Here is a 23889-nt window from a genome sequence, read left to right on the forward strand (position 1 = left end):
GATGGCCGGCGCCAATGAACGAACCGAGCGCAATGCGATGAACGGGGCCGCCGCCGCGGAGGGTCTCGCCAGTTCGCTGTCGCAGAGCGAGCTCGACAGGCGCATGCGCCGCCGCGGCGAGGAATCGCGCTGGTGGTGGATCGTGCCGACGCTCTACATCTTCGTGCTGCTGTTGCCGATCTACTGGCTCATCAATATGAGCTTCAAGACCAATGCGGAGATCGTCAACTCGCTGACCCTCTATCCGCACGCGCCGACCATCGCCAACTACGTCACCATCTTCACGCAGAAGGCCTGGTATTCCGGCTATATCAACTCGATCACCTATGTCGTCATGAACATGGTGATTTCGGTATCCGTGGCCTTGCCTGCGGCCTACGCCTTCTCGCGCTATCGCTTCCTTGGCGACAAGCATCTGTTCTTCTGGCTTCTGACCAACCGCATGGCGCCGCCGGCGGTGTTCGCGCTGCCGTTCTTCCAGCTCTATTCCGCCTTCGGCCTGATCGACACGCATATCGCGGTGGCGCTCGCGCACTGCCTGTTCAACGTGCCGCTGGCGGTGTGGATTCTCGAAGGCTTCATGTCGGGCGTGCCGAAGGAAATCGACGAGACCGCCTATATTGACGGCTATTCCTTCCCGCGCTTCTTCATCAAGATCTTCATGCCGCTGATCGCCAGCGGCATCGGTGTCGCCTGCTTCTTCTGCTTCATGTTCTCGTGGGTCGAACTGCTGATCGCCCGCACGCTGACCACGACCGACGCCAAGCCGATCGCGGCGACCATGACCCGCACAGTGTCGGCATCGGGCATGGACTGGGGGCTGCTGGCCGCCGCCGGCGTGCTGACGCTGATCCCCGGCGCGCTCGTGATCTGGTTTGTGCGAAACTATATCGCCAAGGGCTTTGCCCTGGGGAGGGTCTGACCATGAATCTCGACTTCTCCTGGATGGCGTGGACCTGGCCGACGGCCGCCTTCTTCATCGTCATCGCGCTGCTGCTGGTCGGCATGGGGGTCTGGGAATACGCGTCGCCCGGCGGCAATCCGCGTGTCGGCGTGCTGCGCTTCGAGACGACGCGCGGCGATCGCCTCTTCGTTTCGCTGCTTGGCAGCGCCTTTATCCATCTCGCTTGGCTGGGTCTGATTGGGCCCAGCCTGTGGTGGGCTCTCGCTCTCTCCGTGGTCTACGCCATCGGCGTGTTCCGCTACGTATAGAGGGGGAAACTGTTGGAGCGGCCGCGTGCTGGCGACCGCTCCAGATCGCACTTGAACCTTGAAAAGTGGAGGAAACACAATGCGACGGCAATTCCTAACATCAACGACTGCCCTTGCGCTATTGCTCGGCGTGGGCAACGCCTATGCCGGTATGGATGAGGCAAAAGCCTTTCTGGACAAGGAGATAGGCGACCTTTCGTCCCTATCACGCGCCGATCAAGAAACCGAGATGAAGTGGTTTATCGACGCCGCCAAGCCGTTTGCCGGCATGGAAATCAAGGTCGTGTCGGAAACGCTGACGACGCACCAGTATGAGTCGCAGGTGCTGGCTCCGGCCTTTGCCGCCATCACCGGCATCAAGGTCACGCATGACGTCATTCAGGAGGGCGACGTCGTCGAGAAGATCCAGACCCAGATGCAGACCGGCCAGAACCTCTATGACGGCTGGGTCAACGATTCCGATCTGATCGGCACCCACTGGCGTTATCAGCAGGTGCGCAACCTGACCGACTGGATGGCCAATGAAGGCAAGGATGTCACAAATCCGGGCCTCGACCTGAAGGATTTCATCGGCTCCTCCTTCACCACCGCGCCGGACAAGAAGCTCTACCAGCTTCCCGACCAGCAGTTCGCCAACCTCTACTGGTTCCGTTACGACTGGTTCAACGACGAGAAGAACAAGGCCGATTTCAAGGCCAAGTACGGCTATGACCTCGGCGTGCCGGTCAACTGGTCGGCCTATGAAGACATTGCCGAATTCTTCACCGGCCGCGATGTCGGCGGCAAGAAGGTCTATGGCCACATGGACTACGGCAAGAAGGATCCCTCGCTGGGCTGGCGCTTCACCGACGCCTGGCTGTCGATGGCCGGTAACGGCGACAAGGGCATCCCGAACGGCCTGCCGGTCGACGAATGGGGCATCAAGGTCAACGAGAAATCGCAGCCGGTCGGCTCCTGCACGGCGCGCGGCGGCGACACCAACGGCCCGGCGGCCGTCTATTCGATCCAGAAATACCTCGACTGGCTGAAGGCCTACGCGCCGCAGGAAGCGCAAGGCATGACCTTCTCCGAATCGGGTCCGGTGCCGGCGCAGGGCAACATCGCCCAGCAGATCTTCTGGTACACCGCCTTCACCGCCGACATGGTCAAGCCCGGCCTGCCGGTGATGAATGATGATGGTACGCCGAAGTGGCGCATGGCGCCGTCGCCGCATGGCGTCTACTGGAAGGACGGCATGAAGCTCGGCTACCAGGACGTCGGTTCGTGGACGCTGATGAAGTCGACGCCGGAAGACCGGGCGAAGGCGGCCTGGCTCTACGCCCAGTTTGTGACCTCGAAGACCGTGGATGTGAAGAAGAGCCATGTCGGCCTCACCTTCATCCGCGACTCCACCATCCACGACAAGAGCTTCACCGAACGCGCGCCGAAGCTCGGCGGCCTGATCGAGTTCTACCGCTCGCCAGCCCGCGTGCAGTGGTCGCCGACCGGCACCAACGTGCCTGACTATCCGAAGCTGGCACAGCTGTGGTGGCAGGCGATCGGTGACGCTTCTTCTGGTGCCAAGTCGGCCCAGGAAGCGATGGACTCGCTTTGCGCCGAGCAGGAAAAGGTCATGGGCCGCATCGAGAAGTCCGGCGTCCAGGGTGACATCGGGCCGAAGCTCGCCGAGGAACATGATCTCGCCTACTGGAACGCCGACGCGGTCAAGGCTGGCAATCTCGCGCCGCAGCTGAAGATCGAGAACGAGAAGGAAAAGCCGCAGACCATAAATTACGATGAGCTGGTCAAGAGCTGGCAGAAATAGGACTGTCTATGCGGGCGTTCGCGCCCGTGTGAAATTGGGGGAGGCGGCGCGTTGCCGTCTCCCTTCTTTGTGTCAAGGCGGAGGACGCGGGAATGAACGGTTTTGTGCTGGCAATCGACCAGGGAACGACGTCGACCCGAGCGATCCTGTTCGATGGCCAGATGAAAGTCGTGGGCAGCGGACAGAAGGAATTCATCCAGCACTATCCTGCCTCCGGCTGGGTCGAGCACGACCCGGAGGAGATCTGGGCGAGTGTCGTCGCCACGGTCAAAGGTGCGCTGAAGGCCGCCGGTCGCGAGGCTGCGGATGTCGCGGCGATCGGTATCACCAACCAGCGCGAGACCGTCGTCATCTGGGACAAGGCGACGGGCAGGCCGATCCACAACGCGATCGTCTGGCAGGACCGCCGCACCGCGCCGCTGTGCCAGAAACTGAAGAAGCAAGGCCTGGAGAAGAAATTCACGCGCAAGACCGGGCTGCTGCTCGATCCCTATTTTTCCGGCACCAAGATCGCCTGGATGCTCGACAAGGTGAGGGGCGCCAGGAAACGTGCCGAGAAAGGCGAGTTGCTGGCCGGCACCATCGACAGTTTTCTCATCTGGCGGCTGACCGGTGGCAAGGTCCACGCCACAGACGCCACCAACGCCTCGCGCACGCTGGTCTACAACATCGCGGAAAACGCCTGGGACGGCGAGTTGCTGGCCATTCTCAACATCCCGGCGAAAATGCTGCCTGAGGTCAAGGATTGCGCCGATGACTATGGAGCGACCGAGAAAAATCTGTTTGGCGCCGAGATAAGAATCCTCGGTGTTGCAGGCGATCAGCATGCCGCGACCATCGGCCAGGCTTGCTTCGAGCCCGGCATGATGAAATCCACCTATGGAACCGGCTGTTTTGCGCTGCTCAACACCGGCAGCGATCTGGTGCGTTCGAAGAACCGGCTTTTGACCACCATTGCCTATCGGCTGAACGGCAAGACCACCTACGCGCTGGAGGGTTCGATCTTCATTGCCGGGGCGGCCGTGCAATGGCTGCGCGACGGCATCAAGGTGATCGGCAAGGCCGAGCATAGCGGGCAACTGGCTGCCGAGGCCGACCCGACGCAGAATGTCTACCTCGTGCCGGCTTTCGTCGGTCTTGGCGCGCCGCATTGGGACGCCGACGCGCGCGGCGCCATCTTCGGGCTGACGCGCAATTCCGGCCCGGCGGAATTTGCGCGCGCCGCACTCGAATCCGTCGCCTACCAGACCCGTGACCTGCTCGACGCCATGCGCAAGGACTGGAAGGGGACTTCGGCCAAAACAGTTCTCCGGGTCGACGGCGGCATGGTGGCGTCGGACTGGACGATGCAGCGCCTGGCCGACATTCTCGACGCGCCGGTCGACCGCCCGACCATCCTCGAGACGACCGCGCTGGGTGCGGCCTGGCTCGCCGGCTCCAAGGCAGGGGTCTGGCCGAAGGCGAAGGAGTTCGCGAAAAGCTGGGCACTGGAGCGGCGTTTCAAGCCGGAGATGGACAATTCCATGCGGTCCGCGAAGCTGGCGGGCTGGCGCGATGCTGTGCGCAGGACGTTGAGCGTGCCATAACGCTCACCACGGAATGAGCTGAAGGTGGGGCATGCAGCCAGACTGGTATCCCGCTTGGCGTGACGAGGCTTTTGAACAGCTACGCGCCAAGAATGCCCGTTTGGAGAAGGAGTTCCGCCTCGGTCACTGGCCGCGCTATGACTACGACCTGACGACCGGCAGGCTTCTGTTCTCGGACCAGGGTGTCGTAAAAGTCGTCACCGAGATTCAGATTGCAGGCTCGACGAGCGCCAAAGCTGGTAACTGGCTTTGGGCCTGGTCGAATTCGAACCTGCCCGACGACCTTCTCGGCGATGCCAAGCGGGTTCGTTCCTTCGGTGAGAAGAACGATATCGCCGAACTTGAGCAGGCCTATGTGACCGACACGAAAGATGATCTGGAAGCGCTCGGCTGGGAACTGACAGCAGCGATGGTGCGTGTCTGCGAAGCACTCGGTGCTTACCGCTCTCCGCGCGGGGAAGGGGCGGTCTTTATCTGATCCTCAAAAGCGCAGGCTGGGGCAGCTGACAGCAACTTCATTCCGCCGATCGGGATGGTGCAATTCCAACGGAAAAAGCCCGCGCCATTTCCGGCGCGGGCCTTCCGTTCAGAGTTTCCAGCTACTGATATTCGCCTGGGTCAGTAAGGCGAACGGCACTCCTGCCGCGGGCCGTAGTTCGGCTGGAAGGTGTTGTCCGAGGAACGGTAGCTGCGGTAGTGGTCGTAGCACCACTGCACATGGGAATTGCCTTCGTAGACGCGGTGGTTCTCGCTGTTGACGATCGCACCCGTGATCAGGGCGCCAGTCGCGAAAGCTGCGAGCGGGAACCAATAGTCGCCATGACGGCGATAGCCGCGATGGTATTCGCGATAACCGCGATGGCCGTTCCAATAGCCGCCGTCGTCATTGTTGCGAGCGAAGTTACGATTGCCGTTGAAATGACGGTTGCCGAAATTGCGGTTGACGTGACGGTTGTTCATCCACGGCTTGTAATCGACCGTCTGCACATCGCTCGAAGCCGATGCCGCCTGCGGCACGAACATCTGCGCTGCATTGGCAGGCACAGCAGCCGCGGCAAACGAAGCTGAAAGTGTGGTCGCCAGTATACCCGTTACGATCTTATTCATGGTCTTCTCCTTCGAAAGGGTGATTGACGTCCCTTGTGGCGAGACAACGGGTGATGTGGGCGAAGGTTCCTCGCCAAATCCCAAGTTGCTGATTTGTAATGTTTCTCCGGCCTGCCGCCGGTGCCGACGGGAGGCTGCGCCTCTGCTTTGCCAGGAGCCCGCCACTCGTAACCGAAGCGGGCAGGGAAGCCCGGCGGCGATGCTTGAGAAGTCTGGCCAGTGGACCTCTTTTTCCGGTTGACCGGTCGAGGCACTCTCCCTATGTTCCGCGCAATTTCGAGGGCGCCCTTCAAGCCCGCGGGAGCGCGTAGCTCAGCCGGTAGAGCAACTGACTTTTAATCAGTAGGTCATGGGTTCGAATCCCATCGCGCTCACCATTGTTTCCCGAAAACGTCTTCGGGTTTCAGTTGGCGGACCGCATGCGCAGGCGCCAAGTCGGCCGGCAGGTAGTTTACATGCCAAAGTCCGCTGCTTGGTCTTTAGAAATTATGGCCTCGATCTCTGACACGAAGCCCTCCACCAGAAGCGAATTGGCGTAGGCAGTGACATGATCGCCGTCGAAGAACAACGGGTGTCCATCCCTGAACGCCGAACATGTAACTTGCGGGCAAAGCGTAGGCAAAGGATCCCAGACGTGAATGTTCTTCAGAGCCGCTGATATCTCAGCGTAGCCCTTCAAAATTGGTGATCGAAGATTTTCTATCAACTTTCGATCGATGTCGAATCCGTTAGTACAGGACGGATTCATTGAATTGAACCAATCACTGCATCGAAAGGCCGGGGCCCTAAAGATTGGCTTTGGGGCTTCGAAAACAATCGATAGTCCCGCCTTGGAGAGGTGGGTAAGTTGATTGATAGCGTTCTTGACGGCTTGTTCTCTCTGCTGCTCGCTGCTCTCCGCGCTACTGTTGGGGCCTGCAGCCTCTTGAAAGCTAAGTCGGGGTAGACGGAGCGAGGGCAGGAACAGCAGGTCGCGAGGCTTGGCAATCTTGGCTATGTAGGCTGCACTGGCAGTCGTGGCATGAGCGCACGTTGGGTCAGTGTCGTGGCGAAGATTCAAGCTGACAAACGGGCAACCGGCGGTCGACACCACCACTGTTCGGATGCCGGTTTCGAGCGTGAAGCGCTTCAGAAGAGGAATGTAGGCTCCGGCGTGAGAGTCGCCCAGCACGAACAAGGTCTCACTGCGCCCTTCGCCCGGACACCCGTGTTTGGTGAAGAACAGTGCTTCTTCCACGGTTTCTGTGACGACGGCGCAGCCAGCAGACTGGGGAGAGGTGTCTGGTGAGGTCGCATACCATTCGCCTCGATTCCTCATGACTGTGCTCAAGGCGATGTCATATCGATGGTCACGCATCAGTTTGAAGCCGCAAAACACAGCAGCGATGGCAACCAAAAAGAGGGCAACAACGGCTATGTCGGGGACGGTCCTCAGAAGCCGCAAACGACGCGTCGGTGTTTCGATCCAGAAATACGAGCCGAGGCTGAACGCCACCGCGACCAGCAACGCTGCCAATTTTGTGGCGGTGGTTTCGGTGCCTATCGTCCATCTTGCGATCACGAAGACTGGCCAATGCCATAGGTAGAGAGAGTATGAGATCCACCCGACGAACCTGACCGGCTTTATCTCCAACGCCGCAAAGTGCGGCGCACGATTGCTTCCCAGATGGTAGAGGCATCCGATCAAGACAGTTGTGCAGGCAACTGCGGCGATGTTCTCAAGCCCATGCGAACCCGTGCCAAAGTCGAACGCGAATGTCGCCACGAGCCCTATCAACGCGATCGTGGCTGCAAGATTGCAATGCCTTTCGAAGCCCGGCCGCTTCCCTATCCGGCTGACAAGCTGAAAGCACAATATGCCGCATGCCAACTGCCAAAAGCGAGCATAGGGCATGTAGAAGGCGTGAAGCGGGTTCGCAGCCAGAAGATGAAGCCATATCGCCACCGACGCGACAGCGAGCGCACCATAAACAAGCGCCGAGAATCTCTTCCCGCGCGGTCCTATAACCCAAGGAAAAAACAGCAGCGGGAAAACAACGTAGAATTGTTCCTCAACCCCAAGAGACCAGGTGTGGGTGAATGGGTTAAACTCGGTCACGGGTGAAAAATAGTCGGTTCCCTTGGCCAGGAAGATGTTGCTCAGGCCGACGAAGGCGGAAGAGGCGGTTCTACTGATTGATGTGCTGAGCCAGGCGTCTGGAACAAACAGAAAGGTGGCGAGCGCACTGAACAGCAAGCACACCAACAGCGCCGGCATAATTCTCGTGAATCGGCGCGCATAGAATTCCAAGACAAAATGAAAAGCGGACTGGCCCCGGTAGCGCCTCGACACGGTATAGCTGACGACGAAACCAGAAATTACGAAGAAAACATCAACCCCCAAAAAACCATTGGGGAGACGGTCGCCATACAGATGGTAGAATACGACTGACAGGATCGCGATGGCCCGGAGGCCATCAAGGAAAGCCAGGTAGTCCTTCGACGAGCGTTCCGAGGTCGAACCAAAATTATCGGCCATTGGACGAGACATGCGTTCCTGTAGCTGGAAAATCCAATCGGACAACGTTCTGGTTCAGGCCAGCCTACAGTTGACGCGCAGCAGCCCTAGTCTGCGGGCAATTACAGGATGTGCCGACCATGGGAAAGGCCGGAGACAGGATTTGTTTCGTTCGAAGGCGCTGTGAGGCTGATCCGTGGCTTTCAGTTGCAACCGAATGTCGCCAGCGAGGACATTCGACTTGCTCGTAAGCCTCCGTAGCGCGCCGCGATCGACGCTCAGCCGTTCCGCGACAGATGCACGTCCAGAACGGCGGCCTTCTTGGCGATCAGGCCTTCCAGATCCGCGTCCGAGCGCTTGGTGCCGGTCCGTTCGCGCAGCAGCGAGATCACAGCGCTCATCGAAAGTGGAGTTGTTTGGGAAAGCGGGGCGGTCCGGGTGCCCAGAATGGCATCCACCGCGCCGGCAACATCCGGAGTCTCCGTTGGTGCTCGCATGGGCGGTTCCTTTCTGTTCAGGTCGGCCTCGGTGCCATCAGCCGGTCCCCTGGCGCCGCGATCGAAGACGACCGCCAGGCGATTCTTCACCGCGAGTGCGGCGACCATATCGTCGAGCTCGCGGTCGGAAAGGGCTGGATCCGCTGGTTTCAGCATCTTGCGGATAACCCTGGCAGCCTGATCCGTCGATACGAAGCCATAACGCCGTTTTCTGGCCTCGACATATTGCTCGATGATCATGCTCAGGCGTCGGGCCGCGATATCCCTGGGCTCCTGCACTGAGGCCTCCTTGAGCCGAGTGCAACTCGGCAGCCAAATGAAATAGGGCGGCTTGATCGAACATCAAATGCTCCCGACCATTTGACGCATCTGCGAATGAGGCCGGAACGATCCTGCGGCTGAGGCATTCACGCTGCATCACCAGCTCATTGAGGGAAGGCCGGGCCATGAAGATTGCCCACGTCGCGCCACTATACGAGTCCGTGCCGCCAAGGCTCTATGGCGGCACCGAGCGCATCATTTCCTACCTGACCGAGGCTCTCGTCGCCCTTGGCCACGATGTGACATTGTTCGCCAGTGGCGACACGAAGACCTCCGCCAGGCTCGTGCCATGCCGCGAGCGGGCGCTTCGTCTTGATCCGCGTCCACTGAAATCCGAGATCGCGGCGCATCTGTCGATGCTCGACGAGGTGAGGAAGCGGGCCGACGATTTCGACGTCATTCACTTCCATCTCAGCCATTTCCTGCATTTCCCGTTCTTCCGCGACATGTCGCAACGAACGGTGACGACGCCGCATGGCAGGCTGGATTACGCCGACCTCGCACAAGCCTATGACCGGTTCCCGCGCTTCCCGATGATTTCCATATCCCGCAGCCAGCGGGCGCGGTTCGCGTCCGCGAACTGGCTGGCGACGATTCATCACGGACTGCCCGTCGATCTCTACGAACCCGATTTCGAGGCAGGTTCGGACGGCGGCTATCTCGCCTTTCTCGGCAGGATGTCGCGCGACAAGCGGCCGGACAGGGCGATCGAGATCGCCCGCCGCACCGGGCTCAAACTCAAGCTTGCGGCCAAGGTCGGCGATGGTGATCGCGCCTATTTCGAGGAAGTCGTCCAGCCGATGATCGATGGCGACAGGGTCGAATATGTCGGCGAGATCGGCGAGGACCAGAAGAGCACATTTCTTGGCAACGCGGCCGCCCTCTTGTTTCCCATTGATTGGCCCGAACCCTTCGGCCTTGCCGTGATCGAGGCCATGGCCTGCGGAACCCCGGTCATGGCCTGGAGTTGCGGCGCCATGCCCGAGATCATCGATTATGGGGTTACCGGCTTCGTCGTCGAAACCATCGAAGATGCCGTCGCCTCGATGCCGGCTCTCCTGCAACTCGACAGGCGGCGCATAAGAGCGGTGTTCGAGAGGCGATTCTCAGCCGACAGAATGGCCAGGGATTACGTCGCGGCCTATTCGCGGCTGAACAACGGACATGAGCAAAGCAGAGCCTCGTAGGCCTTCACCCGTTCGAAACCAGCACGGGACGATCTTTTGACCATCACCCACCTCGACGAGCGCAAGCTCGATCCTGCCATAGCACTGGCTTCCCTGGACGAAACCGCGCCCAGGGAGCCGCATCGTCTTTTCGCGCTCAAGCATGGTGACTGCTTCGCCGTTGCCGACGCCTATGGCGACATACGCGGTGTCGGCGACGGGTTCTTCCGCGACGACACGCGCGTGCTTTCCGAATTTCGCTTGACCGTCGGCGGGCGGTCGACATCGTTGCTTGGCGCGTCGCTCAGCCAGGACAATGTGCTGTTCACCTCCAATCTGACCAATCTGCCGATCGAGAGCGCGGCGGGTCGCCAGATACCGCAAGGCGCTATCCATATCGAGCGCGTCCGGCTGCTGTGGGAGGAACGGCTGTATGAACGCATAACGCTGTCCAACTACAGCCGTGAGCATTCGACGATCCTGTTGTCGCTGCGTTTTGCCGCCGATTTTCGCGACATGTTCGAGGTTCGGGGCTCGACCCGCTCGAAGCGCGGAACCGCCCATACGGCCGAGATCGCCAGGAGCGCGGTCGTGCTCCGCTACGAAGGCCTGGACAACGTGGTGCGGACATCGGCGATTTCATTTTCACAGACGCCCGATCAACTGACCTCCGAGCGGGCGGATTTCATCATCGCCGTCACCAAGCGCAGCAGCCAGACGCTTTACGTGGAAGTGGGCAACGAGACGGTTGCCAGTCCCGAAAGCCAGCGGTTTCGCGCTGCCGCTGCCCGTGCTCGTTTCGGCATGCGCGCCAAACGCCGGCATGGCGCGACGCTGCACAGTTCGGGCCGCGTTTTCAATGACTGGATGGCGCGGGCTCGCGCCGATGTCGCGCTGCTCACCACGGAACTGGCGACCGGGCCCTATCCCTATGCCGGCATTCCCTGGTTTTCCACCGCCTTTGGCCGCGATGGTGTGATTTCAGCCTTGCAGATGCTTTGGCTCAATCCTGGCCTGGCGCGCGGCGTTCTGGCGTTTCTCGCCCAGCACCAGGCGACCGAGACCTCTCCCTTCAGCGATTCCGAACCCGGCAAGATCATGCACGAGACGCGCAAGGGCGAGATGGTGGCGCTGAGCGAGCTGCCTTTCGGGCGCTACTATGGCGGTGTCGACACGACGCCGCTCTATATCCATCTTGCCTGCGCCTATGCGGACCGCACGGGAGACACGGCCTTCATCGATGACCTGTGGCCCTCGCTGTGCGCCGCGGCCGAATGGATCGAGACGGCGAGCCGTTCGACGGGATTCCTCACCTACCAGCGTGCCGCGGAATCCGGCCTTGCCAACCAGGGGTGGAAAGACAGTTTCGATTCCGTCTTTCACGCCGATGGCCGCATCCCGAAGGGGCCGATCGCGCTGGTCGAGGTGCAGGGTTATGTCTTTGCGGCATTCCAGGGCCTGGCGAAACTGGCACGGCTGCGTGGTGAAGCGGAGCGGGCGGAGGGCTGGGAAATACGTGCCGACGCCATTCGCCAAAAAGTCGAGCGCCATTTCTGGATCGAGGAGCTCGGCTACTATGCGCTGGCGCTGGATGGCGACGGCCAACCCTGCAAGGTGCGCACATCCAATGCCGGTCACCTGCTTTATGTCGGCCTTCCCGAACCGGATCGCGCGCGCATGGTCGCCGACCAACTGCTGTCGGCCTCGTTCCATTCGGGCTGGGGACTGCGGACGCTGGCGGACGACGCGATCTTCTTCAATCCGATGTCCTATCACAACGGATCCATCTGGCCGCACGACACGGCGATCTGCGCAGCCGGGCTGGCGCGATACGGCATTCGTGACAGCGTTGTGCGGCTGATGAGCGGCACCTTCGAATCCGCCGTTCATTTCAACATGCGGCTGCCGGAACTCTTTTGCGGCTTCACGCGCGCGGCAGGTGAAGCGCCGATTGCCTATCCGGTGGCATGCCTGCCGCAAGCCTGGTCCGCCGGCTCCGCCTTCATGCTCATGCAGTCGTGCCTCGGCCTGCGGATCGATGGCTGGACAGGCGAGATCCATGTGACCCGGCCGCGCCTGCCTATCGGCATCGACAACCTCGTCATCCGCCATCTTTCGGTAGGGCAGGCGGCGGTGGATCTGACATTCCAGCGCGTGGGAGACCGTGTCGGCGCCTTCCTTGCCGAACCGCATGAGGGGCTGGTGCCGCTCGTGGTCAGGAGCTGAAAAAATCGGAACCATCACGTCCCGCAGGCGTTGGACCACCAGACTATGGGGTGCCGAAACTCCAGCCGATAAAGCCGCTGCGGCATCCCATCGAAGGGTCATCGATTTCAATGCCTGACAACAGTTCGTACCTCGTCGTTCCCGTGTTCGCATTGTGGCTGTTTATTCTTGTCGCCGTCTGCGTTTTGGCCGTTGTGCTGGTGACGATGGTGGTACGGGCGCGCAAGGGCAGCAGGCCTGCCGCCTCGGAGCTTGAACCCGCTCGCAGCCCTTTGCCGGAATTCGAGAAAAATGGGCAGTCGGCGGCCGCGGCACTGGTGCAGTGGTCGCCCGAAACGCTGCGTCATATCCTTGCGACCGAACTTCCCGATGCCCAGGTGATCGTCGTCTCGAACCGCGAGCCGTATATCCACAACCGCGAAGGCGACGACATCCGGCTGGTCGTACCCGCCAGTGGGCTCGTCTCCGCCCTGGAGCCGATCACGCGGGCATGTGCCGGCACCTGGATCGCCTATGGCGGCGGTTCGGCCGACGCGCTCGTGGTCGACAAGAACGATCGGATCGAGGTGCCGCCCGACAATCCTTCCTACACGCTGCGCCGCGTCTGGCTGAGCGAGGAAGAGCAGCAAGGTTATTATCTCGGCTTTGCCAATGAAGGCCTCTGGCCGCTGTGCCATATCGCGTTCACTCGGCCGATATTCCGCGCCTCGGATTGGGAAGCCTATGAGGCGGTCAACCGCAAATTCGCCGATACAGTCGTCGCGGAAGCCCGCAACGAGCGGCCGATCGTGCTGGTCCAGGATTACCATTTCGCGTTGCTGCCGCGGATGATCCGAGAGCGCCTGCCCGAGGCGATCATCATCACCTTTTGGCATATTCCGTGGCCGAACTCGGAGGTGTTCAGCATATGCCCGTGGCGCGAGAAGATTCTCGAGGGCCTGCTTGGCAGTTCGATCGTTGGTTTTCACACCCAGTTTCATTGCAACAACTTCATCGACAGCGTTGACCGTTTCCTGGAGAGCAGGATCGAGCGCGAGGACTCGGCCATCTCCTATGGCGGCCAGATCAGCCTGGTTCATGCCTATCCGATTTCCATCGAATGGCCGCCGGCGCAACTGGCCAAGCTGCCTGACGTGGCGCAATGCCGTAGGCAGGTCCGCGAGAAATTCGGCCTGGCCGAACACGTCAAACTGTGCGTCGGCGTCGAACGTCTCGACTATACAAAGGGTATCCTCGATCGCTTCAATGCACTCGATGAACTGCTGACGCTTCATCCGGAATGGATCGGCAAGGTGGCATTCCTGCAGATCGCGGCGCCCAGCCGCGGCACTCTTCCTGCCTATCAACAATTGTATGAGGAGTGCCTGCGCCATGCCGAGGATCTCAACCAGCGCTACGGTCGCGAAGGCTATACGCCGGTTCTGATGGTGACGGAACATCACTCGCAAGAACAGGTCTACGAAATCTACCGCGCGGCCGATATCTGCATGGTGACCAGCCTGCACGACGGCATGAACCTCGTCGCCAAGGAGTTTGTCGCGGCGCGTGAGGATGAACAAGGTGTGCTGCTGCTCAGCATGTTCGCCGGCGCCTCCAAGGAGCTGCTGGAGGCGCTGATCGTCAATCCCTATGACGCGGCTATGATGGGCGATGCCTTGCTGCAGGCCCTGACCATGTCCGAGGACGAGCAACTCCAGCGCATGCGACGCATGCGCGAGATCGTGCGCGACAACAATGTCTATCGGTGGGCGGGCAGCATGCTTCTCGATGCCGCGCGCCTGCGCAAGCGTGATGCGGTCGATCGTGCCGTGGGCGTCGCTCCGACGCCCCCTGGCAATGTGATATCGTTGCTCGATCGCAGACGCGTGGCGGCGCTGTGATGTCGATATCGCCAAACCTGTCCGTGCCGGACGTACCGCAAGCACGGTGGGCACTGTTCCTGGACATTGACGGCACGCTTCTCGAACATGCCGCGCATCCCGATGCGGTGGTTGTCAGTGAGGAGTTGCGCATGCTGCTAGCACGGCTCGAAGCGCAACTGGACGGAGCATTGGCGTTCATCACGGGACGGTCGATCGCCGCTGTCGACCATCTATTCCAACCCCTCAGATTGCGCGCCGCGGGGCTTTATGGTCTCGAGCACAGGCTGGCGCGCGATGGTGCGGTCGAGGCGGCCGGTGAACCGGCGGACATCGCGGCCCTTGCCCGGGAAATCGAAGCGGAATTGGGCAGTGCGGATGTCTATATCGAGCGCAAGGGACCGATCCTGGCCATTCATACACGCGCGGCGCCGCATTTGCTGCGGCACGCCATACAACTGGTCGAACAGGCACTGGACAGGCTGCCCGCAGGCTATCGGGTGTTGGCCGGCAATGCAGGGGTTGAACTGATGCCGCTGGAGGCGGTGAAGGGAGCGGCCATCCGGCGCTTCATGGAGCAACCGGCTTTTGCTGGCCGCAGCCCTGTATTCCTCGGTGATGACACTTCGGATGAAAGCGGCTTTGACGTCATCAATGAAATGGATGGCGTCTCCGTGCGTATCAGACCGCGCGGACCGACCGCCGCGCGCCATGCGCTTGCCGGGGTCGACGAGGCGCTGGCCTGGCTTGATGCCGTTAGCCACGGCAACGCGGAGAGATCGACTGGTCGCCCCACGGAACGAAGGAGCCGGCAATGACCCAGTTCACCAGCCTCATCCGGGAGATCATGCCTGCCTGGCTGCGGCGGCGCTCGCGCCCGAACGTGCATGAGACCGATCCCGACTTCGATCCGTCCCGCCCGGGGGATGCGGACATGGTCTGGCGCGGGGTTGTCGAAAGGGATCTTTTTGGAGCGAACACGCAGGACTATGCGGAAAATCAGGACAAAAATACCAATCGGCACTGACGATCGGCTTTAAGGCGCGAAAACCAGCGAAACATTGCCGCCGGCATGGCGTTCGAGCCGACCGGCAAGGTCGAGTTCCAGCAATACCATGAAAACCTGGGCCGGGTGCAGGCCGGTGTGGCGGATGATTTCGTCGACCGGCACCGGCGTCGGGCCGAGCGCCTCGCTGACGCGGGCGCGGTCACTTTCGCCGGGCGGCGGGGTGGCTGAAAAGTCGGGCGGGTCCTCAAACGGCGGCACATCAGGCGCCCGCATGCCTGTCAGCGGTGCGATCGCCCTGGAAATATCCGATGCCTCGGTGACCAGCGTGGCGCCGTCCTTGAGCAGGCCGTTGCAGCCTGCGGCGCGCGGATCGAGTGGGGAGCCGGGCACGGCAAAGACCAGCCTGCCCATTTCGCCGGCAAGCCTGGCGCTGATCAGCGAGCCGGAACGCTGCGCAGCCTCGACCACCACCAGCCCAAGGGCAGCCCCCGCGACGAGCCGGTTGCGGCGTGGAAAATCCTGGGCGCGCGGCTGCCAGCCGAATGGCATTTCAGAGATGATGGCGCCACGCGCGGTGATCTCCTCGCACAGGCCGGCATTTTCAGGCGGGTAGGGCAGGTCGAGGCCCCCGGCGAGCACACCGACCGTGCCAGTCGCCAGACTGCCCTGGTGCGCCGCCGTGTCGATGCCGCGCGCCAGGCCGGAGACGATGCCGTAGCCGTCGCCGCCAAGATCGGCCGCCAGCTTGCGCGCCATCTTTATGCCGGCCAGCGATGCGTTACGGGCGCCGACGATGGCAATCCCCGGCAACCGGAACACAGCGGCATTGCCCTTGACCGCCAGAAGCGGGGGAGGATTGTCCATGGTTCTCAGCAAGGATGGATAGTCTGGCTCGCCGATACCGACAAAACGCGCGCCAGCCTTGCGAGCTGCCTCGAGCTCGGCTTCGGCTTCGGCGATCGAGGGAATGCGGGCGATCCGGTTGGCGCCGCCCGAAATCATCAGTTCCGGCAGGATCTCCAGCGCCACTTCGGCGGAACCGAAGCGGTTGATCAGATCGCGAAAGGAAGCGGGGCCGACATTCTGGGTCCGGATCAGCCGCAGCCAGCTCAGCCGCTGCCGGTCGCTGAGGCGCGGCCCGGCGGCTGGCTCGCTCATCCCTTGGCTCCGATCTTGCCCTCGGTGCCGGCAAGCAGCCGCGAAATGTTCGCCCTGTGCTTGATGAAGACGATGATGCTCATCACCACGAACAGGACGGCTGTTTGCGGTGCGCTCATGAAATACAGGGCGATCGGCACGACGACGGCCGCCGTCAGCGCCGCCAGCGAGGAGAAGCGAAACAGGAAGGCCATCACCAGCCAGACGGCGGCGAAGATCAGCGCCACCTGCCAGGCAAGGCCGATCAGCACACCGAGATAAGTCGCGACGCCCTTGCCGCCCTTGAAGCCCAGCCAGACCGGGAAGAGGTGGCCGAGAAAGGCGCCAAGGCCGGCCCAGACCGCCATTTCCTGCGCGAAATGGCCTGCAATCAGCACGGCGGCCGTGCCCTTCAGCGCATCAAGCAGCAGTGTCGCGGCGGCCAGGCCCTTGTTGCCGGTGCGCAGCACGTTGGTGGCACCGATGTTGCCCGAGCCGATCTTGCGCACGTCACCGAGGCCAGCGGCACGGGTCAGTAGCAAGCCGAATGGGATCGAGCCCAGCAGATAGCCGAACACCAATGCCAGGATCAGGCCGTAAGTCATTGTTTCCCCCGCATTTCCCCTGGCCAGCCGGATAAGGTGCGATACCTGTTCCCGGTCTATGCCGAGTACACTGTGCGGCCCGCGACCAGTGTTTGCAAGACCTTGCCCTGCAGGCGCGCGCCTTCGAAACAGGTGTTTTTCGAGCGCGAGCGAATGCCGCTTTCACTGACGATCCAGGGTTCGTCCAGATCAACAATCGCAAGGTCGGCGACAGCACCAGGCTTCAGTGTGCCGCCGGGCAATCCGAACAGCCTTGCCGGCGCGGTGGACAGGGTTTCGATCAGACGCAGCAGCGGCACATCGCCATTGTGGTGGAGCCGCAAGGCGGCGCCAAGCAACGTCTCCAATCCGATGGCTCCGGCCGCGGCGTCGGCGAAGGGCAGGCGCTTGGTGTCGACATCCTGTGGATCGTGCGAGGAGACAATGATGTCGACCGTGCCGTCCCTGACCGCCTCGATCATCGCCAGCCGGTCTTCCTCGGCGCGCAGCGGCGGTGTCAGGCGGAAGAAGGTGCGGTACTCGCCAACATCGTTTTCATTGAGCGACAGATTGTGGATCGAAACGCCCGAGGTGACGGCAGCGCCGTCGGCTTTGGCGCGCGTCACGGCGTTTGCCGCCATAGCCGTCGAGATCTTCGCCGCGTGATAGGAACCGCGCGTCAGCCGCGCCAAAGCCAGATCGCGCTCCAGCGGGATGGATTCGGCTTCACGCGGAATGCCGGAGAGGCCGAGCCAGCTGGCGTACAGGCCTTCGTTCATGACGCCGGACGAACCGAGGTCGGCATCCTGCGTCTCATGCACAATGGTGGCGCCGAAGTCGCGCGCATAGGTCAGCGCCCGGCGCATCACCAGCGCGCTTGCTATGGTGTGGCGGCCATCGGTGAAGGCGACGGCGCCCGCCTCGCGCAACAGGCCGAATTCCGTCATCTCGCGGCCGTCGAGGCCCTTGGTGATCGCCGCCGCCGGAAAGACGTTGACGATCGCCGTGTCCTTGGCGGTACGCAGCACGAACTCGACCAGCGCGACATTGTCGATCACCGGATCGGTATCGGGCATCATGACGATGGAGGTGACGCCGCCAGCCGCGGCGGCGACACTCGCCGAAGCGATGGTTTCGCGATGCTCGCCACCTGGTTCGCCGATGAAGACGCGGCCGTCGATCAGGCCGGGAATGATCGCCTTGTTGGCGCAGTCGATGACGGTCGCTCCCCCGGGCACGCCCTGGTTCAACGCCGCGTTGCCGGCGGCAACGATCTTCTTGCCATCGACGATGACGGAGCCGACTTCGTCGATGCCGCGCGACGGGTCGACGATGCGGGCGCGTTCAAAGACCGTCGTGCTCATGCGCCGCGACCCTCTTGATTACGGCCCTCTTGATTACGACGGGGATCAAGCAGCGCTTCCATCACCGCCATGCGAACGGCGACGCCCATCTCCACCTGTTCCTGGATGACGCTTTGCGGGCCGTCGGCGATTTCCGAGGCGATCTCGACACCGCGGTTCATCGGGCCCGGATGCATCACCAGTGCGTCCTCCTTGGCCGCCTTCAGCTTTTCGGCGTCGAGGCCGAAATAGCGGAAATATTCGCGCACCGAAGGCACGAAAGCGCCCTCCATCCGCTCGCGCTGCAGGCGCAGCATCATCACCACGTCGGCGTCCTTCAGGCCCTCCGCCATCGAGCGCGTGACGATGACGCCCATCCTGTCAATGCCGGAGGGCAGCAATGTCGAAGGCGCCACCACCCGCACCTGCGCGCCAAGCGCGTTGAGCAGCATGATGTTGGAGCGCGCCACGCGCGAATGCAGGATGTCGCCGCAGATCGCCACGATCAGCTTCGACAGCGGACCCTTGGCGCGGCGGATGGTCAGCGCGTCGAGCAGCGCTTGTGTGGGATGTTCATGCGCCCCGTCACCGGCATTGACCACCGAGCAGCCGACTTTCTGTGCCAGAAGAGCGGCGGCACCCGCCGACTGGTGGCGGATGATCAGGATGTCGGGCCGCATGGCGTTCAGCGTCATCGCGGTATCGATGAGCGTCTCGCCCTTCTTCACGGAAGAACTCGCCACCGACATATTCATGACATCGGCGCCGAGCCGCTTTCCGGCCAGCTCGAACGAAGACTGCGTACGGGTCGAGGCCTCGTAGAAGAGATTGATCTGGGTGCGTCCGCGCAGCGTCGAGGTCTTTTTCTCGGACTGCCGCGAGATCGCGACCGCCCTGTCCGCCCTGTCTAGCAAAAGCTCGATATCGGCCGGCGAAAGATCGCTGATGCCAAGAAGATGGCGGTGGGGATAGAGTGGCAGGGACGAAGCGTCGGTCATCTCAAGGGGCTGCTATAGGGTGCGGATTTTGCGCCCGCAAGCACCAGCTTTCGATTGGCGCCGTTCTCCTCAATTTTTTCGTGTAGATAGCTGATTATATCGGCCGGTATTTTCGTCGCGCGCGCGGCGACGCTTGGCTATATCTAGCCGAGGGCCTCGGATTCGTGGCTTTCGCACCGACAAAAGGTCTACCGATAAAAGGATTGGGCGTGACCGACGACGTAACGAACCAGCCGCCGCCGTTGACGGGCGGCAACGCCTGGCGAGGCGATCCGTTGCTGATCCAGCTTGCCGAGCGCTTTTCCGACCCGGTGCGCAAGGACCTGGACGGGCTCGGCCGTTTCGTGCTGACGCAGGAGGCGCAGGAACTGGCCCGCCTCGCCAATGTCGAGACGCCGAAGCTCAGGACCCATGACCGCCAGGGACGACGCATAGACCTCGTCGAATTCCACCCCGCTTATCACGCCTTGATGCGCCGTTCGGTGGCGAACGGCCTGCATTCCTCGGTCTGGGAAAATGGCGATGCCGAGATCGGCCGCCGCCATCAGGTGCGCGCCGCCCGCTTCTATTTGACGGCAGAGCTGGAGACCGGGCATCTCTGCCCGATCACCATGACCAGCGCCTCGCTGGCGGCGTTGATGGCCAGCCCGAAACTGTTCCGCGAATGGGCGCCGCGGGTCACGACGCGCAAATACGACCAGAGCCAGAAGCCGCCGGTTGAGAAGACCGGGCTGACGCTCGGCATGGGCATGACGGAGAAGCAGGGCGGCACGGATGTGCGCGCCAATACGACAAGGGCGGAACGCGCCGGCAGCGGCTTCTATCGCCTGACCGGCCACAAATGGTTCATGTCAGCGCCGATGTCGGATGCCTTCCTGGTGCTGGCACAGGCGCCGGAGGGACTGTCCTGCTTCCTCGTGCCGCGTGTTCTCGGTGATGGATCGGGCAATGGCTTCCGCTTCCAGCGGCTGAAGGACAAGCTCGGCAACCGCTCCAACGCGTCTTCCGAAGTCGAGTTCGTCAACGCCATCGGCGAGATGGTCGGCGAACCCGGCGCCGGCGTGAAGACGATCATGGACATGGTGACCCTGACCCGGCTCGACTGTGCCGTTGCGTCCTCGGCGATCATGCGGGCAGGGCTGGCGGAAGCGGTTCATCATGCCCGCCACCGCCAGGTGTTCGGTTCGACCTTGATCGAGCAACCGTTGATGCAGCGCGTGCTGGCCGACATGGCGCTCGATGTCGCCGCGGCAACCGCGCTGTCGTTCAGGCTCGCGCGCTCGTTCGACGAAGCGGCCAGCGATCGCGGCGAGGCGGCATTTGCCCGCGCCATGACGCCGGTCGTCAAATACTGGGTGTGCAAGATCGCGCCGCCGCTGCTCTTCGAGGCGATGGAGTGCCTCGGCGGCAATGGCTATGTCGAGGAAGCGCCGCTCGCCCGTTATTATCGCGAGGCCCCGGTCAACGCGATCTGGGAAGGGTCGGGCAACGTCATGGCGCTCGACGTGCTGCGTGTGCTCGGCCGCGCGCCGGGCCTGTTCGAAGAGGTGCTGGCAGGAATCGACCGCGATCTCGGCGCCGGTGGGCGCGGCACGATCGGCGTGCTGAAGGCGGCAATGCAGGTTGCTTCAACCGATGAGGGCTCGGCCCGGCTGCTGACCGAACAACTGGCGCTGTCGGCAGCGGCGGCGGAATTGCGCCGGCTGGGGGCAGGGCGGATCGCCGATGCCTTCGTCGAGACGCGCCTGGCCGGCCAGTGGCGCAACACCTATGGCATGCTCGATTCGCGCCACGATGCCCGCATGATCATCGACACGCTCTATCCGCCGGTGAACTGAGCCGGGAACCGCCGGGTCGCTGTGCGCCCTGTGGATCGCTGTTAACCTTAACAAATGGTTTCCATTGCGGCGGCGGGCGGCAAAGCCCACTGTCATGCCTGCCGAAGCAGGATCCACGATGCGACACGTATTGACCTCCTTTCTGTCCGTGCACTGGGCGATTGTTTTCGCCCTGCTGGCACTGATCTGCATCGATGGAAACCGCGGCGTGGCCGCAGCCCTCGGCGTGCTCGGCGTCACCGTCGAGAGCGCCCGGTTCGTCAATCTGGAGAATGTCATCGTTGTCGCGCCGCTGGCGACAGCATTGCTGGTTGTCTCGGTGCTGTTCTTCTGGGCCTTTGTCGATTCCTTGATCAACGATGCGGCCAATCCGGGCGCAGACAGCGTCGTTCGCATGGCCTTCATTTCCGCTTCAGGCGTGCTGTCGATGATCCTGATCGGTGGCGCCGCGCAGGGCATCAACGGGCTTTTCATGGTCGTCGCGGTGCAACTGGCCGCGCTTCTGGCCTCCTATGTCGCGATGCTCGCCGAGCGGCGCTCGGCAGCCGCGTCCGATGACGCGGATTTCCATGCCATGGCGCACAGCATGGCGAAGGCAGCGGCCCATAATTCGCTGCTCTCCCTGATATCGGGCCGAACTGGACCGAACGGGAAGGGAGGCCGCTGATGCGTTATATCTTCGGAATGTGGGCGGCCCCGATGGCGATCTTCTGGGGCTGGTTCTATCTGTCGGCCAACGACCTCAATTTCGGCTACGTCATGCTCAGCCGGCAGACGCACGACTTCTTCTTCCAGCTCTACGGTCAGATGCTGGGTATCGACCCGTCGATCATCCCGGGAATGGTAGCGAAGACGTGTATCTTCGACGGGTTTCTGCTGCTGGCCCTGTGGGCGTTTCGCCGCCGTCGCGAAATCGCCGGCTGGATCAGTCGGCGTTGGGCGGTCCAGGTTCCGTTCGTTCGGCTGCATCGAGCGACCGAAGCCGGTCCAAAACTCCCTGCAGAATAAAGGCGGCCGCCGCCGAATCGATCTTGCCGGCGCGTTTGGCGCGCGAGAAATCCATTTCTATCAGCGTCCTTTCGACCGCGACCGTCGACAGCCGCTCATCCCAGAACACGAAGGGCAGGTCGCTCAGCTGCGCCATGTTGCGCACGAAGGCGCGCGATTTCTGCGCGCGCGGACCTTCCGACCCATCCATGTTGATCGGCAGCCCGATCGCCACCGCGCCGACATTCTCCTTCTCCAGCAAGGCCAGAAGCACTGCGGCGTCTAGGGAGAATTTCCTTCGCATGATGACCGGGCGTGGATGGGCGAAGGAGAATCCCCGGTCGGAAACCGCGACGCCGATCGTCTTGTCGCCGAGATCGAGCCCCGCCAGCGTCCTGCCATTGGCGAGCCGCGCCGGCAATTGCTCAATCGTGATGATAGCCAACGGTTTTTCCTTGTCTTTTTCAGCGGCACGCATCCTTCCGGATGGGCGGCGGACACTATACCCTTTGATCTCGGGGCTATCGGCGTTCTATCCTTTGGCCCGGCAAAAATCGAGGAATGCATACATGAAACTGACCTGGTACGGCCATTCGGCCTTCCGTATCGAAACCGCTGATGCCAAGATCCTCATCGACCCCTATCTGATCGGCAACCCATCCTGGACGGGCGGTTGGGAAGGGCCGGCGGAAGGGATCACGCATGTCCTGCTGACGCACGGGCATAGCGACCACATCAGCGGCGCGCTGGAAGTGCTCGGCAAGAGCGGTGCCCAGCTGGTCGCTAATTTCGAGATCTGCATGTATCTGGTCGGCAAGGGTGTGGACGGCAACAAGATCAATCCCGGCAACATCGGCGGCACGGTCGATTGCGGCGGCTTCACCACCACTTTCGTCCAGGCGCTGCACTCCTCCTCGTTTGGCGAAGACGGCGGCAGGAATGTCTATCTCGGCAATCCCGGCGGGCTGGTCCTGCATTTCCCGGAAGACCGGACGCTCTACCATATGGGCGATACGGACATTTTTTCCGACATGGCGCTGATCAACGAACTGCATGAGCCGAAGATCGGCATTGTGCCGATCGGCGACCGTTTCACCATGGGCGGCGCGGTGGCGGCACTTGCATGTCGCCGCTTCTTCAAGTTCGACACGGTCGTGCCTTGCCACTTCGGCACGTTTCCAATGATCGATCCGACGCCCGAGAAATTCGAGGCCGGTCTGGAAGGGTCCGGCGTGAAGGTCGCATTGCCTGATATCGGTCAGACGATTACGATCTAGAAACAGCCAAAGCGGAACAAATCCATGGCGTTGGGGCGATCTCTTTGTGTGTCGATGTTTGTCGCGGCGTCGCCCGCGCTCGCCGCGGATGACTTTATTGAAGGCGTCTACCTTCAGTCCGAGGAGCTTTGCACGCAGGCCAGGAAGGACACGCTGCAGACGTTGATCGACGCCGGCAACATCGTGCTTTCCGTGCACGGCCTGCAGGGCGTCGAATACAATTGCGAGTTCGTCCAGGTCAGCAAGGCGACGCGCTCGCCGAGCTGGGCGGTGACCGCCATCTGCCAGGAACCGGGCTATGTCTTTCCCGATCTCCTGTCGGTGACGCGGATCAGCCCGACGCAACTCGATCTCGTGTCGGTCCGGCCGATCGACGACGAAAGCGAGGCGAGCGGCAACAGCGGCAGCTACTATCTGTGCGAGGGCGTTGCCCTGCCATGA

23 protein-coding genes and 1 tRNA gene are annotated in these 23889 nt (G+C 62.0%); 16 read left to right on the forward strand and 8 right to left on the reverse strand.

Features of this window, described 5'->3' with window-relative positions:
- Nucleotide 1: 1 nt before the first annotated feature.
- The 5 genes from AC07UC_RS21235 to AC07UC_RS21255 all read left to right on the forward strand — a co-directional run bounded on the left by AC07UC_RS21235 (nt 2) and on the right by AC07UC_RS21255 (nt 5080).
- Complete coding sequence (locus tag AC07UC_RS21235; protein WP_056576877.1) at nt 2–922, forward strand: carbohydrate ABC transporter permease; 921 nt, start codon at nt 2–4, stop codon at nt 920–922.
- A 2-nt stretch (nt 923–924) separates the two neighbouring features.
- Nucleotides 925–1212, forward strand: coding sequence for a DUF2160 domain-containing protein (locus AC07UC_RS21240; RefSeq protein ID WP_056576880.1), 288 nt, complete (start codon nt 925–927; stop codon nt 1210–1212).
- A gap of 79 nt (nt 1213–1291) precedes the next feature.
- Nucleotides 1292–3016: an ABC transporter substrate-binding protein gene (locus AC07UC_RS21245; protein ID WP_494907322.1), complete on the forward strand. Its 1725-nt coding sequence runs from the start codon at nt 1292–1294 to the stop codon at nt 3014–3016.
- Nucleotides 3017–3108: 92 nt separating this feature from the next.
- Entirely contained in the window at nt 3109–4602 is a 1494-nt protein-coding gene (gene glpK, locus AC07UC_RS21250; RefSeq protein ID WP_494907323.1) for a glycerol kinase GlpK, read from the forward strand.
- Between the two features lie 31 nt (nt 4603–4633).
- Nucleotides 4634–5080, forward strand: coding sequence for a DUF6882 domain-containing protein (locus AC07UC_RS21255; protein WP_494907324.1), 447 nt, complete (start codon nt 4634–4636; stop codon nt 5078–5080).
- A 140-nt stretch (nt 5081–5220) separates the two neighbouring features.
- On the opposite strand, the gene AC07UC_RS21260 is transcribed toward AC07UC_RS21255, so the two are convergent.
- Nucleotides 5221–5709 carry a BA14K family protein gene (locus AC07UC_RS21260; protein ID WP_494907325.1) on the reverse strand — a complete coding sequence of 163 codons (489 nt, stop codon included), beginning with the start codon at nt 5707–5709 and terminating at the stop codon, nt 5221–5223.
- A 301-nt stretch (nt 5710–6010) separates the two neighbouring features.
- Between AC07UC_RS21260 and AC07UC_RS21265 the strand changes: the two genes are divergently transcribed.
- Nucleotides 6011–6086, forward strand: a tRNA-Lys gene (locus AC07UC_RS21265).
- A gap of 74 nt (nt 6087–6160) precedes the next feature.
- Here AC07UC_RS21265 and AC07UC_RS21270 read toward each other — a convergent pair.
- Nucleotides 6161–8227 (reverse strand): acyltransferase family protein, encoded by a 2067-nt coding sequence (locus AC07UC_RS21270; RefSeq protein WP_494907326.1) that lies wholly within the window; start codon nt 8225–8227, stop codon nt 6161–6163.
- 257 nt (nt 8228–8484) lie between these two features.
- Nucleotides 8485–8943, reverse strand: coding sequence for a hypothetical protein (locus AC07UC_RS21275; protein ID WP_494907327.1), 459 nt, complete (start codon nt 8941–8943; stop codon nt 8485–8487).
- Nucleotides 8944–9149: 206 nt separating this feature from the next.
- Between AC07UC_RS21275 and AC07UC_RS21280 the strand changes: the two genes are divergently transcribed.
- The 5 genes from AC07UC_RS21280 to AC07UC_RS21300 all read left to right on the forward strand — a co-directional run bounded on the left by AC07UC_RS21280 (nt 9150) and on the right by AC07UC_RS21300 (nt 15302).
- Nucleotides 9150–10211, forward strand: coding sequence for a glycosyltransferase family 4 protein (locus AC07UC_RS21280; RefSeq protein ID WP_494907328.1), 1062 nt, complete (start codon nt 9150–9152; stop codon nt 10209–10211).
- A 42-nt stretch (nt 10212–10253) separates the two neighbouring features.
- On the forward strand, nt 10254–12416 hold the full coding sequence (locus tag AC07UC_RS21285) for an amylo-alpha-1,6-glucosidase (RefSeq protein ID WP_494908969.1): 2163 nt from the start codon (nt 10254–10256) through the stop codon (nt 12414–12416).
- 110 nt (nt 12417–12526) lie between these two features.
- Nucleotides 12527–14296 carry an alpha,alpha-trehalose-phosphate synthase (UDP-forming) gene (locus tag AC07UC_RS21290; RefSeq protein ID WP_494907329.1) on the forward strand — a complete coding sequence of 590 codons (1770 nt, stop codon included), beginning with the start codon at nt 12527–12529 and terminating at the stop codon, nt 14294–14296.
- Entirely contained in the window at nt 14296–15093 is a 798-nt protein-coding gene (gene otsB, locus AC07UC_RS21295; protein WP_140773484.1) for a trehalose-phosphatase, read from the forward strand. The genes AC07UC_RS21290 and otsB overlap by 1 nt, the downstream gene beginning before the upstream one ends.
- Entirely contained in the window at nt 15090–15302 is a 213-nt protein-coding gene (locus AC07UC_RS21300) for a hypothetical protein (RefSeq protein ID WP_494907330.1), read from the forward strand. Before otsB ends, AC07UC_RS21300 begins: the two co-directional genes overlap by 4 nt.
- Before the next feature lie 9 nt (nt 15303–15311).
- Here AC07UC_RS21300 and dprA read toward each other — a convergent pair whose 3' ends face one another.
- From dprA to AC07UC_RS21320, 4 genes are read right to left on the reverse strand one after another with little or no spacing between them, the layout of a single operon-like run.
- On the reverse strand, nt 15312–16442 hold the full coding sequence (dprA, locus tag AC07UC_RS21305; protein ID WP_494907331.1) for a DNA-processing protein DprA: 1131 nt from the start codon (nt 16440–16442) through the stop codon (nt 15312–15314).
- On the reverse strand, nt 16439–17026 hold the full coding sequence (plsY, locus tag AC07UC_RS21310; RefSeq protein ID WP_494907332.1) for a glycerol-3-phosphate 1-O-acyltransferase PlsY: 588 nt from the start codon (nt 17024–17026) through the stop codon (nt 16439–16441). The genes dprA and plsY overlap by 4 nt, the downstream gene beginning before the upstream one ends.
- 56 nt (nt 17027–17082) lie before the next feature.
- Complete coding sequence (locus AC07UC_RS21315; RefSeq protein ID WP_494907333.1) at nt 17083–18369, reverse strand: dihydroorotase; 1287 nt, start codon at nt 18367–18369, stop codon at nt 17083–17085.
- Complete coding sequence (locus tag AC07UC_RS21320) at nt 18366–19346, reverse strand: aspartate carbamoyltransferase catalytic subunit (RefSeq protein ID WP_140773492.1); 981 nt, start codon at nt 19344–19346, stop codon at nt 18366–18368. Before AC07UC_RS21320 ends, AC07UC_RS21315 begins: the two co-directional genes overlap by 4 nt.
- A gap of 209 nt (nt 19347–19555) precedes the next feature.
- On the opposite strand from AC07UC_RS21320, the gene AC07UC_RS21325 reads away from it, so the two are divergent.
- The 3 genes from AC07UC_RS21325 (at nt 19556) to AC07UC_RS21335 (ending at nt 22192) form a co-directional block, all read left to right on the forward strand.
- The gene (locus AC07UC_RS21325) at nt 19556–21184 is read left to right on the forward strand and encodes a DNA alkylation response protein (RefSeq protein ID WP_140773494.1); all 1629 of its coding nucleotides are present in this window, start codon (nt 19556–19558) and stop codon (nt 21182–21184) included.
- Between the two features lie 118 nt (nt 21185–21302).
- Nucleotides 21303–21851 carry a hypothetical protein gene (locus AC07UC_RS21330; protein WP_140773496.1) on the forward strand — a complete coding sequence of 183 codons (549 nt, stop codon included), beginning with the start codon at nt 21303–21305 and terminating at the stop codon, nt 21849–21851.
- A complete protein-coding gene (locus AC07UC_RS21335; RefSeq protein WP_140773498.1) occupies nt 21851–22192 on the forward strand; it encodes a DUF6105 family protein in 342 nt (113 codons plus the stop codon). Before AC07UC_RS21330 ends, AC07UC_RS21335 begins: the two co-directional genes overlap by 1 nt.
- Here the strand turns inward: AC07UC_RS21335 and ruvX are convergent.
- Nucleotides 22110–22616: a Holliday junction resolvase RuvX gene (gene ruvX / locus AC07UC_RS21340; RefSeq protein ID WP_494907334.1), complete on the reverse strand. Its 507-nt coding sequence runs from the start codon at nt 22614–22616 to the stop codon at nt 22110–22112. The genes AC07UC_RS21335 and ruvX overlap by 83 nt on opposite strands.
- A gap of 124 nt (nt 22617–22740) precedes the next feature.
- On the opposite strand from ruvX, the gene AC07UC_RS21345 reads away from it, so the two are divergent.
- Together AC07UC_RS21345 and AC07UC_RS21350 are read left to right on the forward strand one after the other, a co-directional pair.
- Entirely contained in the window at nt 22741–23448 is a 708-nt protein-coding gene (locus AC07UC_RS21345; RefSeq protein WP_494907335.1) for a metal-dependent hydrolase, read from the forward strand.
- A 24-nt stretch (nt 23449–23472) separates the two neighbouring features.
- The gene (locus tag AC07UC_RS21350) at nt 23473–23889 is read left to right on the forward strand and encodes a hypothetical protein (protein ID WP_140773503.1); all 417 of its coding nucleotides are present in this window, start codon (nt 23473–23475) and stop codon (nt 23887–23889) included.

The sequence above is a fragment of the Mesorhizobium sp. GW821-FHT04C10 genome (assembly GCF_059420305.1).

What these genes read in the sequence shown, in the direction of transcription:
- AC07UC_RS21235 (WP_056576877.1), top strand. Translation starts at nt 2, where the DNA reads ATGGCCGGCGCCAATGAACGAACCGAGCGCAATGCGATGAACGGGGCC.
- AC07UC_RS21240 (WP_056576880.1), top strand. Translation starts at nt 925, where the DNA reads ATGAATCTCGACTTCTCCTGGATGGCGTGGACCTGGCCGACGGCCGCC.
- AC07UC_RS21245 (WP_494907322.1), top strand. Translation starts at nt 1,292, where the DNA reads ATGCGACGGCAATTCCTAACATCAACGACTGCCCTTGCGCTATTGCTC.
- glpK (WP_494907323.1), top strand. Translation starts at nt 3,109, where the DNA reads ATGAACGGTTTTGTGCTGGCAATCGACCAGGGAACGACGTCGACCCGA.
- AC07UC_RS21255 (WP_494907324.1), top strand. Translation starts at nt 4,634, where the DNA reads ATGCAGCCAGACTGGTATCCCGCTTGGCGTGACGAGGCTTTTGAACAG.
- AC07UC_RS21260 (WP_494907325.1), bottom strand. Translation starts at nt 5,709, where the DNA reads ATGAATAAGATCGTAACGGGTATACTGGCGACCACACTTTCAGCTTCG.
- AC07UC_RS21270 (WP_494907326.1), bottom strand. Translation starts at nt 8,227, where the DNA reads ATGGCCGATAATTTTGGTTCGACCTCGGAACGCTCGTCGAAGGACTAC.
- AC07UC_RS21275 (WP_494907327.1), bottom strand. Translation starts at nt 8,943, where the DNA reads ATGATCATCGAGCAATATGTCGAGGCCAGAAAACGGCGTTATGGCTTC.
- AC07UC_RS21280 (WP_494907328.1), top strand. Translation starts at nt 9,150, where the DNA reads ATGAAGATTGCCCACGTCGCGCCACTATACGAGTCCGTGCCGCCAAGG.
- AC07UC_RS21290 (WP_494907329.1), top strand. Translation starts at nt 12,527, where the DNA reads ATGCCTGACAACAGTTCGTACCTCGTCGTTCCCGTGTTCGCATTGTGG.
- otsB (WP_140773484.1), top strand. Translation starts at nt 14,296, where the DNA reads ATGTCGATATCGCCAAACCTGTCCGTGCCGGACGTACCGCAAGCACGG.
- AC07UC_RS21300 (WP_494907330.1), top strand. Translation starts at nt 15,090, where the DNA reads ATGACCCAGTTCACCAGCCTCATCCGGGAGATCATGCCTGCCTGGCTG.
- dprA (WP_494907331.1), bottom strand. Translation starts at nt 16,442, where the DNA reads ATGAGCGAGCCAGCCGCCGGGCCGCGCCTCAGCGACCGGCAGCGGCTG.
- plsY (WP_494907332.1), bottom strand. Translation starts at nt 17,026, where the DNA reads ATGACTTACGGCCTGATCCTGGCATTGGTGTTCGGCTATCTGCTGGGC.
- AC07UC_RS21315 (WP_494907333.1), bottom strand. Translation starts at nt 18,369, where the DNA reads ATGAGCACGACGGTCTTTGAACGCGCCCGCATCGTCGACCCGTCGCGC.
- AC07UC_RS21320 (WP_140773492.1), bottom strand. Translation starts at nt 19,346, where the DNA reads ATGACCGACGCTTCGTCCCTGCCACTCTATCCCCACCGCCATCTTCTT.
- AC07UC_RS21330 (WP_140773496.1), top strand. Translation starts at nt 21,303, where the DNA reads ATGCGACACGTATTGACCTCCTTTCTGTCCGTGCACTGGGCGATTGTT.
- AC07UC_RS21335 (WP_140773498.1), top strand. Translation starts at nt 21,851, where the DNA reads ATGCGTTATATCTTCGGAATGTGGGCGGCCCCGATGGCGATCTTCTGG.
- AC07UC_RS21345 (WP_494907335.1), top strand. Translation starts at nt 22,741, where the DNA reads ATGAAACTGACCTGGTACGGCCATTCGGCCTTCCGTATCGAAACCGCT.
- AC07UC_RS21350 (WP_140773503.1), top strand. Translation starts at nt 23,473, where the DNA reads ATGGCGTTGGGGCGATCTCTTTGTGTGTCGATGTTTGTCGCGGCGTCG.